The organism is Aeromonas sp. 1HA1 (assembly GCF_029237385.1).
Classification (GTDB): domain Bacteria; phylum Pseudomonadota; class Gammaproteobacteria; order Enterobacterales; family Aeromonadaceae; genus Aeromonas; species Aeromonas popoffii.
On sequence record NZ_JAACGC010000016.1, the window covers coordinates 56,827 to 68,650 of the forward strand.

11 protein-coding genes and 1 pseudogene are annotated in these 11,824 nt (G+C 56.2%); 2 read left to right on the forward strand and 10 right to left on the reverse strand.

Annotated features, from left to right (window positions below; all coding sequences use genetic code 11):
- Positions 1-33: 33 nt before the first annotated feature.
- The 10 genes from pseF to mtnN all read right to left on the reverse strand — a co-directional run bounded on the left by pseF (position 34) and on the right by mtnN (position 9,632).
- Positions 34-738: a pseudaminic acid cytidylyltransferase gene (gene pseF / locus GWQ22_RS07625; RefSeq protein ID WP_275929924.1), complete on the reverse strand. Its 705-nt coding sequence runs from the start codon at positions 736-738 to the stop codon at positions 34-36.
- Positions 738-1,790, reverse strand: coding sequence for a nucleotidyltransferase family protein (locus tag GWQ22_RS07630; protein WP_275929925.1), 1,053 nt, complete (start codon positions 1,788-1,790; stop codon positions 738-740). Before GWQ22_RS07630 ends, pseF begins: the two co-directional genes overlap by 1 nt.
- Positions 1,791-1,802: 12 nt before the next feature.
- The gene (locus tag GWQ22_RS07635) at positions 1,803-2,447 is read right to left on the reverse strand and encodes an acetyltransferase (protein ID WP_275929926.1); all 645 of its coding nucleotides are present in this window, start codon (positions 2,445-2,447) and stop codon (positions 1,803-1,805) included.
- Positions 2,440-3,513, reverse strand: a complete 1,074-nt coding sequence (gene neuB, locus GWQ22_RS07640; RefSeq protein WP_275929927.1) for an N-acetylneuraminate synthase — start codon at positions 3,511-3,513, stop codon at positions 2,440-2,442. Before neuB ends, GWQ22_RS07635 begins: the two co-directional genes overlap by 8 nt.
- Positions 3,510-4,670, reverse strand: coding sequence for a UDP-N-acetylglucosamine 2-epimerase (gene neuC / locus GWQ22_RS07645; protein ID WP_275929928.1), 1,161 nt, complete (start codon positions 4,668-4,670; stop codon positions 3,510-3,512). The genes neuB and neuC overlap by 4 nt, the downstream gene beginning before the upstream one ends.
- Before the next feature lie 2 nt (positions 4,671-4,672).
- The gene (locus tag GWQ22_RS07650) at positions 4,673-5,815 is read right to left on the reverse strand and encodes a LegC family aminotransferase (protein ID WP_275929929.1); all 1,143 of its coding nucleotides are present in this window, start codon (positions 5,813-5,815) and stop codon (positions 4,673-4,675) included.
- Between the two features lie 9 nt (positions 5,816-5,824).
- Positions 5,825-7,018: a UDP-N-acetylglucosamine 4,6-dehydratase gene (locus tag GWQ22_RS07655; RefSeq protein ID WP_275929930.1), complete on the reverse strand. Its 1,194-nt coding sequence runs from the start codon at positions 7,016-7,018 to the stop codon at positions 5,825-5,827.
- 103 nt (positions 7,019-7,121) lie between these two features.
- Entirely contained in the window at positions 7,122-8,000 is an 879-nt protein-coding gene (locus tag GWQ22_RS07660; protein WP_275929931.1) for a cobalamin-binding protein, read from the reverse strand.
- Positions 7,993-8,943, reverse strand: coding sequence for a cobalamin biosynthesis protein (locus GWQ22_RS07665; RefSeq protein ID WP_275929932.1), 951 nt, complete (start codon positions 8,941-8,943; stop codon positions 7,993-7,995). The genes GWQ22_RS07660 and GWQ22_RS07665 overlap by 8 nt, the downstream gene beginning before the upstream one ends.
- A complete protein-coding gene (gene mtnN, locus GWQ22_RS07670) occupies positions 8,940-9,632 on the reverse strand; it encodes a 5'-methylthioadenosine/S-adenosylhomocysteine nucleosidase (RefSeq protein WP_042034452.1) in 693 nt (230 codons plus the stop codon). Before mtnN ends, GWQ22_RS07665 begins: the two co-directional genes overlap by 4 nt.
- A gap of 130 nt (positions 9,633-9,762) precedes the next feature.
- On the opposite strand from mtnN, the gene GWQ22_RS07675 reads away from it, so the two are divergent.
- The gene (locus GWQ22_RS07675) at positions 9,763-10,110 is read left to right on the forward strand and encodes a hypothetical protein (protein ID WP_275929933.1); all 348 of its coding nucleotides are present in this window, start codon (positions 9,763-9,765) and stop codon (positions 10,108-10,110) included.
- A gap of 346 nt (positions 10,111-10,456) precedes the next feature.
- A pseudogene (locus GWQ22_RS07680) lies at positions 10,457-11,698 on the forward strand (methyl-accepting chemotaxis protein); the annotation flags it as partial.
- Between the last annotated feature and the right edge of the window lie 126 nt (positions 11,699-11,824).

The window sequence follows — 11,824 nt, forward strand, 5'->3', positions numbered from 1 at the left end:
CTGCCACTTTGATTAAAAATTAAGTGGCATATGTCATCTTTTATTTTCATGATGGCAGCTATTTTTAATAAATTCAGCCATGTTGAAGTCAAATTCATCATCAATATCTACAGATTTAAACTTGCTCATAATATAAGCTATAGAACCTTTAGAATATATATCGGACATTTTACCAACGAATTTTCTATCAAAAATATAAATAGCACCATTTAAGCGATAGTAAGGTTCTAGGTCTTGACTACGTCGATTCGCTGCAGTGGGAAGAAAACCCTCCATGCTTAAATTCGCTGATAGGCGATTGCAATATTGTATAGGGTGCTCAAGTTCGCAAACCGAGATAACGGCCAGCGCATTTTTCATCTCATAAAGTGCCATGGCCTCTTTAATATTATTTGCATCACGCAGGGGCGATGTTGGCTGTAGCAGAGTTACCCTTGACACCCTTCTGTAATGTAATTCAACCCACTCGATCATATGAGTGATCACATCATTGGTTGTTGCGGTATCATTGGCTAGCTGGGCTGGTCGTAAAAATGGCACGGTCGCGCCAGCATTTATTGCGATATCAGCGATGTCTTGAGAGTCTGTGCTCACCAATACCATATCGAATAGCTGACTCTCGAGAGCCGCATCTATCGTCCAGGTGATCAATGGTTTACCCGCCAATGGCAAGATATTTTTATTTGGTAGGCGTTTACTGCCTCCACGTGCCGGAATGATAGTAATATTTAGTGACATTACACTAACCCCTTAATGTCTAGTTGTGCCTTGTTAAAATCATCTATACGGCCAATGTCTAGCCAATATTCATGGAGAGGAAACATTAAAACATCTTGTTTTTTGGCTATTTGCTGTTCCAGCAAAGTAGGCATGTCAATATACTTCTGGCTTGGCACATTCATAAACACGTCAGGGCTGACCACGTACATCCCCGCATTAACGAGGTAGCGCTGGATGGGTTTTTCTTGCATCTCTATGATTCGATTACCATCACCACGGATGACTCCAAATGGTATCTGATGGTCATATTCACGAACACACATGGTAGCTGCTGGCAGATATTTATTGTGAAAATCGAGCAGTTGTCCAAAATCTACCGTAGTCAGTATATCACCATTGATCATGATTAGAGGTAAAGCGGGTATGTCGGCAGGCAGCAGACCAAGCGCCCCCCCGGTTCCCAAAGGCGTATCTTCATGCACGTATCGAATATTTGCGCCCCAGGTAGAGCCATCGCCAAAATATCTGGTGATCTGTTCGGGCATATAGTGAGTGGAGATATAGATGTTCTTTAAGCCCGCCTTGAGAAACTGATTTAGCTGGGTTTCCAGGATGGGCTTGTCGCCCACCTTGAGCATCGGCTTGGGGCAGCTGTCGGTGAGTGGGCGTAACCGGGTACCGAAACCGCCCGCCATGATAAAGACAGGATTATCATAGCTAGGCACCTTCACTGCCTGCTCCCAGGTTTCCAGTCCGATCAGCTTGCCTGCGTCATCGACCACCGGCAGGGAAAGAATGCTGCGCTCGCGCATTAGCTCCAGCAACTGTTCACGGGTCAACTTGCCTGAGACGGTGATAGGGGTTCGATTCATCACAGCCGTGATGCTTTGCGCCAGGGCCACGTTGTTCAGGATGGCGCGGCGAATATCGCCATCAGTGACCACCCCCAGTAGACGTTGCTCCTGATCCACGACCAGACAGACTCGCAGCGCCTCCGCATTGATCACGGCCAGGGCATCACGCACCGAATGTTTCGGCGACAGCACCACTTTTTCCCAATTTTTGCTCATCCAATCCATCCTTTACTGCTTGATAGGCATCACGCTGCCCCGGGCAACGTATGCAATCTGCTTTTCTCCAAGAGGACGCGTCAGCGTAGCACCTGCCCCCACCACTGCATCAGCGTCAATCGATATGCCCTGGATCACGGCGGCCCCCGTGCCGATATGGACTCGCTCGCCCGTCACCACCCCGCCGGAGAGCACGGCACCCGGTGCGACATGATTGTCACTCCCCAGATGGCAGTCGTGATCCACGATGGCTCCGGTATTGATGATGCTGTTGGCTCCAATCCGGGTGCCGGCCTGAATGATGGCCCCTACCATCACCTGGACACCCTCTTCCAGCACGGCGTAATCAGAGATCATGGCCTTCGTGCTGACGACCCCGGCAAAACGGTAGCCGAGGGCGCGATAACGGGCAAACAGCTCGGCCCGCAACGTGTTGCCCGGCAAGGAGCCGATACCGTTGATCAACTCCACCTCATCCGGGTGATGAGTCAATATCTGAGCCTCGTCGTGCCAGAGGGGAATATCTGCCAGCACGGCGCGCGGAGCACCTGTGGCAGGTGCAACCAGGGCAAGAGGAACCACTCCCTGGCTGCGCAGCATGTCGACCAGCACGGAGGCATGCCCGCCCGCCCCCAGAACGATCACCGGTTTATTCACGGATAGGTTCACCCGCCTGATAGGCACGCTTCGCGGGTTGCCCCAAGAGCTGCCAGTAGGCATAGGGGCTCATTCCATCGCCCGGGCGCTTGATGGCGAGGTTGTCGGCACAGAGGATGGCGCCCTTCTCAATGTCGCAGGCAGCCACAAGGCTCTTGCGTGCGATCTCCTTGTTCTTGATCTCGCTCTGGCGCGGCCCCTTGATGCCATCCCCCAGCGCCAGTTCCACATCGCGGATCCCCTGCACCATGGCGGCCAGTTCATCGGGTTCCAGAGAAGCCTTGTGATCTGGCCCCTCCATGTTGCGATCCAGAGTGAAGTGCTTCTCGATTAGGCAGGCCCCTCGGGCTACCGCCGCCACGGGAATGGTGATGCCCTGGCTGTGATCCGAATAACCGACCGGCAACCGGAATGCGTGAGACAGGGTATCCATGGCTTTGAGGTTGATATCCACTATGGGCGCCGGATACTCGGTCGTGCAATGGAGCAAAGTAACCTTCTTGGCCAGCGCCGCCTGACCAGCCTCACTGGCGTAGGCGGCCATGAAGGCAGCCTCGCCCGGTTGCACATCATGAGGCACTGTCAGGCCGAAGGCGATCACCCCGAGGGCAGCTTCCACTTCGGCCAAGGTGGCCATGCCGGTGGAGACGATCAACTCGCAACCGGTACGGGCATGGGCCAGCACGAAGGGGGCATTGGTTAGCTCTCCCGAAGGGATCTTCAGAGTCTGCAATTTGAGCTGATTCACCAAGAAATCGAGGCTCTCGGTATCGAAGGCGGTGGACAGAAACTCGATGCCAAGGGACTCGCAATGGGCGATCAGGCGAAGATGGGCATCGAACGAGAGCTCGAGGCGGGAGAGCATGGCAAACTGGCTCTCTTCCCTGCCGGTATTGGCAGTCTGATAAGCGGCCTGTTTGGCTTGGCGGGTCACCAGATTGGCCGCCTTGAAGGTCTGAAACTTGACAACATCGACACCTGCACGGTGGGCGGCATCGATCAGAGCCACAGCGAGTGCTTCGTCGCCATTATGGTTGACGCCGGCTTCGGCGATGATGCGGATCATGGCGACGGACTCCTGTCGAGATCATGGAATTGTTTGATGGTCGGTGTGGTCAGGTACTTCAGACGAGCAACAATCTGGCTGCTGGCATCCCCTACACCATAAGGATTGATGTAAGCATCTGGGGCCATAGGTTGCAGGGCCAGGGCAATACATTGCGTAATGGCCATGCTATTCGCCTCGCAATGCAGCACGCTCTGCGCTGCCAGTCGCCCTTGCTGACGCTGACCAATATTGATGGTCGGTACGCCTAGTGAGGGAACTTCTATGATGCCGCTCGACGAGTTGCCAATCACGGCGGCACTGTGTTTCACAGCACTCAGGTAGCGCCTGTAACCCAGGGAAGGAATGGCCAGCACGCGCGCGTTTTTTTCTGCCGCATACTGCACGAGCAGGGGGATGATGGCGCGCCCGCCGTCATCCGCGTTCGGATAAGTCAGGATCACCTGATGGGCAGGGAATTGATCCAGCGCCGCCAGCAATGCCCTGAAGCTCTCCTCGGCCGCTTCATCGGCCAGGGTCACGGGGTGATAGGTCACCACGAAAAACGGTGAGTCCAGCGTAAACCCAAGGGATGATTGCAGCTCGTCCATGGAAAGCAGTTGGGTCTTAGCGATGTGATCCAGGCCGACAGCCCCCACGTTGAATACCCGCTCCGGCGCTTCTCCCAGCTGAATGACCCGCTGCCGATAGGGCTCGGCTGCCGTGAAATGCAGATAGCTCAGCTTGGTGATGGCATGACGAATGGCATCGTCATAGGCTCCTTCGGTGATCTCCCCGCCATGGAGGTGGGCAACAGGTATACGTTGCAACATGGCCGCCTGGGCCGCGGCCAGGGCTTCGAAGCGATCCCCCAGGATCACCAAAATATCGGGTTGCTGGCGCGCCAGCGCATCAGCCAACCCCAACAATGCCACCCCCATGCTCTTGACTACACCGACGGAGGTATCAGAGGAGAGCAGCATCTCGATGCGCTCATCTATCTTGAAGCCATCCTGCTCGATCTGCTGGTAGGTCAGACCAAACTCGGGGGAGAGATGGGTCCCCGAAACAATGAGCCTAAAATCCAGTTCAGGATCGGCGGCAATGTCTTTCATCAACCAATAGAGCAGCCCATATTCGGCGCGAGTCCCGGTAAAAACGGCGATGGTTTTGGCCATGTTCAGACCTCCACGGGCGAGCTGGGCAGGTTGATCAGATGCGCTTCAAGCCACTGTGCATTGGACAAGTCCCCCCGCAGGGCATGGGAGAACATGGGCAGGCGGTGCATCAGCTTCCACACCGGTCGGATCATGACGCCCGCCTTATTCAGCTCGATCAACAGGGTATCCCGCTGGCTTTGTTCTTCACAGACAATCGCATTGAGCCAGTAGTTGGAACGCCCGTAGGACGGTTCGGTGACAAACAGGCACGCCTGATCTTTGAAGAACTCGGCATAGTGCATGGCAAGTGTCCGCTTCTGTGCCAGGAACTGAGGCAAGGCCTCCATCTGGGCACACCCCAGGGCCGCATTCAGATTGGGCATGCGGTAGTTAAAGCCTGGTTCATCGTGATAAAACTCGAACGGGTGAGGCATCTTTGCCGTGGTGGTGATGTGCTTGGTGCGTGCGCCCTGTTCGGCATTCTGGCAGAGCACCATGCCGCCACCACCCGTGGTGATGATCTTGTTGCCGTTGAAGCTCAGGGCCGAAAATGCGCTCAGCGTCCCCGTGTGTTTGCCTTTGTAATAGGAGCCAAGGCTCTCGGCTGCATCCTCCACTAGCGTAATTCCCCACGTCTGGCAGACCGCTTGTAGCTCATCGAGCTCCACCGGATGGCCAAAGGTATGCATGGGTACGACGGCTTTGAGGCGGCGCCCGCTTGCCTTGTGGATGGCTCCTGTCTCGGTGCGAGAGGCATGCTCTTCCAGCCAGTTGGCCAAGGCAATGGGGCACAGACCCAGGCTCTGGCGTGACACATCGACAAACACGGGTTCTGCGCCCATGTGATACAAGGCGTTGCAGGTTGCCACGAAAGTCAGGGGTTGGGTGATCACAAGATCGCCGGCCTGCACACCTGCCATGTACAGGGCTATGTGCAGCGCCGCCGTCCCATTCATGGTGGCAACGGCACGGGCAGAACCAGTAAAGGCCGCTATTTGGTGCTCAAACTGCTCAACATAGGCGCCGACACTGGAGACAAAGGTGCTTTCCAGAGTGTCCAGAACATATTGTCGCTCATTGCCGGCAAAGGTCGGCGAATGGAGAGGGATGAAGTCATCGGTCTTGTAGGTATCACGAATAAAACGAATTAATTGAGTATGCACACCGACTCCTTACATCTTGCCGTCGAGGTATTTGCCCGTTTCTTTATGAGCAAAGCCCGGGAGCATGGCAAAAAACAACTCCACGATATCTTTCTTGTCCCAGGCACGTTTCATTTTCATGGCAGTAATGGTCTGCTCAAAATGGTTTAGCAGGTCATTCTGATAGGCGGGTTCATTCTTGATGATGCCCAAGTTTTCAAACCTATCCATGTCCAGCACTTCTTTATCAGTGAAGAACTCTTCAAAGTCTTTCTCACCCGTTGTGTCGCTCTTTGTAAAGAGGCAAGGCCACATCCCCTGCTCAGGCAGACTCGCCATCAGGGTTCTGGCTTCATCCTCGTCCTTGCACAGATAAGGCTTGTAACCATGCCGATCCAGATATTTCACCGCAATCTCGGCGAACGTGATGAGGTGCAGTGCTTCACTGAGTGTGGGAAAGAAAATGTCACGGTTTTTACCAAAGATACAGGACATCAGACACAGTTCCCCGGACTCTTGCGGTGTGACGAAATAACGCTTGATGTCGCAGGGGGCGACGATGGGCTGACGCTTTTGCAGCCGTTGATTGAAGCCGTGTAACAGGGAGCCATCGGAGAAGGCCACGTTGGCAAAACGCGCGGTTGAAATGGCAATCTGCTCGCTGCGACGCATCAGGAACATCTCCATGATGCGCTTGGAGGCCCCCATCATGTTGACCGGGTTGGCGGCCTTGTCCGTCGAGACACAGAAATACTTCTTCACTCCCATCTCGATGGACTGCTGGATGGTTTTCTCTGTGTTGAACACGTTGACATCGATCATGCGCATCAGGGTGAAGGGATCTTTTTCGCTACGCACGTGCTTCAACGCGGAGAGATTGAGCACATAGTCGTAAGCGCCATCGGCTTTGATAAACGCATCATATTCAATGGAGCCAATATCCAGCGCAAAGGTCTGAAAATCGCCATCGATGTATCCGAACGAGCTGCGAATATCTCTTACCAACTCAACTAGGTTATTCTCACTAATATCAATGACATGAAGTTTGAGAGGATGACGTTTGAAGATCTCCTTAGTGACTGCTTGCCCTATCGTACCAGCCCCACCTAATACCAAGAACCGTGAACTTATTACCGTCTGACTCAGCAGTACTTCCACTTTTTGGAGATCGAGAGTAAACAGGGACATCTTACGATCAATCAGGGGCAGGATCTCATTGTTCATTCTTTATCACCAATACAAGTCGAGAGGACAAAGTGTCATTCTAATAGCGTAAAAATAGAGCAGTGCGTTGTTTAGTATGATCCTCACTGAGCTAAAATTTAAATCACTCATATTCCCTAGCAAAATTTGGACCATTTTGAAATGGTTGTGGGGTCGTTTCATGTGGGCTTGAATGGTTCGCTTGCTCTATGGCATCACACACCTGCTGCACGGCATTGAGTGCCCTCGGGGTGAAGCGGTGTAGCTCATCCGAGTTGATGAGTTGCAGGCGCTGGTGTTTGACCGCATCGATCATGGGCCACTGCTGCCAGTGACGCAGGGCGCCGGGATCTTGACTCCCCGCCAGGATCAGTGCCGGGTTGGCCTTGATCACTTGCTCCAGACTGACTTGAGGGTAGGGGGTCTTGGCCTTGGCCATCAGGTTCTCCCCCCCGCATAGTTCGATGGCCTGAGCTGGCCAGGCGGCACCGCTGACGCTGGTCAGAGGGGGATGCCAGAGCTGATAAAACACCTTGATATGCTTGGGTTGGCCGTAGCGTTGCTTGAGTTCTGCCAATCTAGCGAGATAGGCATCGGCCTGGGAATTGGCTGCTTGTTCCAGCTCCAACCGTTTTCCCAGCGCCCGTATTTCTGTGGCCAGGGAGGCGAAGTCCGTGGGCTCAGAGTAGAACACGGGAATGCCCAGCTGCTCTATGGGTGCGAGCATGCGGGATTGGGCAGAGTGCCAGGCCACCACCAGATCCGGTTTCTGGGCCAGCAGGGCTTCCAGGTTGATGCTGCGGTAGTTGGCCACGTGTGGCCGAGTTGTCACCTCGGGCGGAAAGTCGGAGGCATCATCGGTGGCGACGATGCGATCGCCGGCACCGATGGCAAACAGCAGCTCGGTCAGATGGGGCGTGAGGCTGACGATGCGCATCGGCGCAGCCGCCAGCAGCGTCAGTGGCCAACAGAGCAGGCAGATCAGGGCGACATACCTAGCCATGCAGTTGCTCCAGTGCAGTGAAGAGGAGTGCCAGTGTCAGCCAGCCCCAGCCAACCTGTTGCAACCGGTTGAGCAAGCGCAGTGCGCTGCTGGCATCAGGGTCGTTCACCGCATCGAACACCGGGAATCGGAACAGGGTGTTCTGGTAATAGCGTGGGCCACCCAGCCGGATACCCAGCGAGTGGGACAGCAGCGTCAACAAGGCGCCCATGGCAGGGTAGGGCCACTGTATGGCCGTGCGCAGGCGAGCCCCCAGTTGGCGCAGCCGGATCAGGCCGAGGGGCAGTACCAGCAGCAGGATGGCGGGGGTACAGAGCCCCTGGTAAAGCATGGCAGCGGCACGGCCGAAGTGGCTGAATGCCGCTTGCTTGGGGCTCCAGCCCTGGTTCATCAATTGAGCGAGTCGCCACAGCAGTGCACCTTGAACGCCTGCCAGCGCAAACCCGAGCAAGGGCCCGGCCCACTGCCCTGTCAGCCGCAGTGCACAGGTCTCGCTGACCGCCTTGGTGACCCCCATCACGGAGAGTTTGCCGGTCTCACGCCTGAGCCAGGGGGCGGCCTGCAGGCGGGCAACCACCAGGGTTTCCTGACATGCCAGTGAACGGGTGGACTTGGCCAGCTCTCGCAGCGGGCGCGATTCTATCATCAGCAGCAGAAACAGCAGATCAAACAGCGGCTCCAAGAGGGAGAGGTTGCGCACGGCCCAGAGTCCGGCTGCGCATGGCAGCCAGACGACCAGCAGGGCCAGCAGGCCGGCCCGAAATTGCTGCTGGGGCGCGCCATCGGGACGGTGAACCTTGTGGCCCAAGCGGGTCAGCAGGGGCACCAGCGCGGAGAGTCTGAACTGGGCAGGCCAGGGCAGTATGGCTTCCAGCAGCGCGGCCCCGAGCAAAATGGCCGCCGGAGTGGCGGCCATGTGTTCCAGCGTGGCGAGGTCGATCACAGCTTGCCGAGCATCTTGATGATCATCTCGGCCGAATGCTTGCCCGCCACCTCGATGAAGGCGTCGAAGGATTCAACCTGTTCCTTGCCGGCGATGTCTGACATGGCGCGCACCACCAGATAGGGGACCTTGAACATGTGGCACACCTGGCCGATGGCGGCCCCTTCCATCTCTACTGCCAGCATCTGCGGGAAATCGGCACGGGCCTTGGCGATGGCGTCCGGTTTGCACATGAACTGATCGCCGGTACAAATAAGGCCAACTTTGGTTTGATGCTTGCCTTGCTCGGCGATGCAATCTTGTGCCACTGCGATCAATTTATCATCGCAGGGGAAGGCGGCGGGTTGTTGCGCCATCTGGCCCATCTCGTAGCCGAAGGCGGTCACATCCACGTCGTGGAAGCGCATTTCGCTGGCGATGACCACGTCACCTATATGCAGATCCTGGGCAAAGCCGCCGGCAGAGCCGGTGTTGATCACGCAATCCGGGGCAAATTTTTCCAGCAGCAGGCTGGTGGCGACGCTGGCGGCAACCTTACCGATGCCAGAGCGAGTCAGGATCACCTCTTTGCCCGCCAGCATTCCCTGATAGAACTCGCAACCGCCCAGTTGCAGGGTGGTTGGCTCGTTCATCTGGCTGCGCAGCAAGGCCACTTCCTGTTCCATGGCGCCGATAATACCTACTTTCATCACTCACCTCGTCTCGATGGCCGTGTGGCCGAATAAGTTGTTGTGAATCATAACAAAAGTTGGCGATGGCGCCGAGCATTCCGAGATTATCGCCAGGAGGAAGATAAAAGGGGACAGAGGTGGAAGTGATATGTCCCCGTTTCATCAGCCGCTTGTCGCAGTGGGTCCGGTTGCGGATCCCGCCGCGATTGATGAAGAGCCCGCCGATGGCTTGCCGCCGCGCTATGGCGCCGTTGTCATGGTTGCTGAGGACGACGCAGATCCGGCTGACGTGTCCATCCCGGTTGTCGATCTATTTTGGGACCGATTCCGGCTGCGTCACCGTGTGATAGATCTCTATGGCACTGGCGGCCAAGCCGGCCGGTCCGCCGATGAGGCCATAACGGGCACCGCCAGCCCGTGTAGCGGGATTGAGCTGGAGGAAACTGGCAGCGCCGACGCGTTATCCATAAGCAGGACTTCGATTGGCAGCGGATGAGGATGCTCATCACCATGGTGTTGCATTACACAGAGGCGGGCCTGCGGCATGGGTCCATGCCCGCTGACCGATTGCATTCATCGGCTAACGATGTGATATGTTTTGGTCGCTATAAATAGTTTGTGATGAAAGTCTGGTTGTTAGGAAAAGTAACTTGCTTTCACACTGCGAATTCCGGTGAAGGGAGTAGGCCGTTCTGTGATAACATGCCGCCCTCGCGAAACCAGCCCTTCCCTTGGTTTTTCGCAACGTCTCATCTCCCGTCAGGAATGTCCGGGTATTAGCTCACACGGATGTGATCGCCACAGTGCACCTGCTTGTCAGCAGTTGAGGATCACCAGTCACCATGTTTTATAAAAATCTGTCTATCGGCAAGAAGATTGCCGTGGTCTTTGCGGTCATTGCTGCCGTCAACGTGATATTCGGTATTTTTCTCTCCAGCGAGCTGCGCGGCGTGCGCGACCGCGTGTTGAACTTTACCGACTCCACCCTGCCGAGCGTGCTTTCGGTGCAAACGCTGCTCTACGACGTCTCTTATGTGCGTCGGGCCCAGTTCGCCCTGCTGATGGTTGACGATGCCGCCGATCTGCAGGCCCGTCGTGGCCGTATTCAGGACAGTGTCCAGAAGGTCGAGCGTGCTTTTCGTGGCTACGAGTCAACGGTGGGTGCTGAACATGAGCGCCGGGTGTTCAACCGTGCCAAGCAGGACTGGCAGCAGTACCTGAACTCGGTCAATGCAGTCGATCAGCTTTTGGTACAAGGCCAGCTGGCCGAGGCCAAGGCACAGTTGTTCCAGTCCAACGCCGCCTATGGTGCCCTGGAGCAGTCGGTCAACAGCCTGGTGGAGGTGAACCTCGGCTTCGTGAAGGAGAATCGTGGCAGCCTGCTCGACAGCGTCAACATGGTGACCCGTTTTGCCATGGTGAGCATCGGTGGTCTGCTGCTGTTCATGATGGCCATGACCTGGTTCCTGACTCGCCAGATCTGTTTGCCGCTGCAAGCCGTGGTGGCGCAGGCCAACGCCATCGCCGCAGGTGACCTGACCCATCAGTTGGATCGCCAGCACATAGGTCGTGATGAGCTGGGCATGTTGGCCAAGGCATCCCTCAAGATGCAGGACAATCTGCGTGGCCTGATTGAAGAAGTGGTCGCCGCCGTGACCCAGCTTGGCACCGCCATCGAAGAGGTGAGTGCCGTCTCCGCACAGTCGGCGCAGGGGATCCAGAGCCAGCAGCAGGAGATCACCCTGGTGGCGACCGCCATGACCCAGATGAAGGCGACCGTGGCCGATGTGGCCGGCAACACAGAGACCGCTTCTGAGTCCGCCAGCTCCGCCAACGCCCTGGCCCGTCGCGGCAATCAGGATGTGCAGAGCTCGCTGGTGGCCATTACCCGGGTTGCCGAGGAGATTGAACAGGCGGGGACCCTGGTCGCCGAGCTGGAGCGTGAATCTGCCCAGATCAACGTGGTGGTGGACGTGATCCGCGGCATCGCCGATCAGACCAACCTGCTGGCGCTCAACGCCGCCATCGAGGCGGCCCGTGCCGGTGAGCAGGGTCGTGGCTTTGCCGTGGTGGCTGATGAGGTGTAAGCGCCCCTGAATCAGCACCTGTTTTTACTGAGATCACCTCGGCACACTGAAACCCATCGTATCTACGTTGGGATTTCCGCTATGACCACTCAAGAACGCGTTGATTTTTGGCAGCGCCAGATC

Coding starts and splice junctions, on each gene's coding strand:
- GWQ22_RS07630 (WP_275929925.1), bottom strand. CDS start 1,790: ATGAGCAAAAATTGGGAAAAAGTGGTGCTGTCGCCGAAACATTCGGTG.
- GWQ22_RS07655 (WP_275929930.1), bottom strand. CDS start 7,018: ATGAACAATGAGATCCTGCCCCTGATTGATCGTAAGATGTCCCTGTTT.
- mtnN (WP_042034452.1), bottom strand. CDS start 9,632: ATGAAAGTAGGTATTATCGGCGCCATGGAACAGGAAGTGGCCTTGCTG.
- neuC (WP_275929928.1), bottom strand. CDS start 4,670: ATGGCCAAAACCATCGCCGTTTTTACCGGGACTCGCGCCGAATATGGG.
- GWQ22_RS07675 (WP_275929933.1), top strand. CDS start 9,763: ATGTCCCCGTTTCATCAGCCGCTTGTCGCAGTGGGTCCGGTTGCGGAT.
- neuB (WP_275929927.1), bottom strand. CDS start 3,513: ATGATCCGCATCATCGCCGAAGCCGGCGTCAACCATAATGGCGACGAA.
- GWQ22_RS07660 (WP_275929931.1), bottom strand. CDS start 8,000: ATGGCTAGGTATGTCGCCCTGATCTGCCTGCTCTGTTGGCCACTGACG.
- pseF (WP_275929924.1), bottom strand. CDS start 738: ATGTCACTAAATATTACTATCATTCCGGCACGTGGAGGCAGTAAACGC.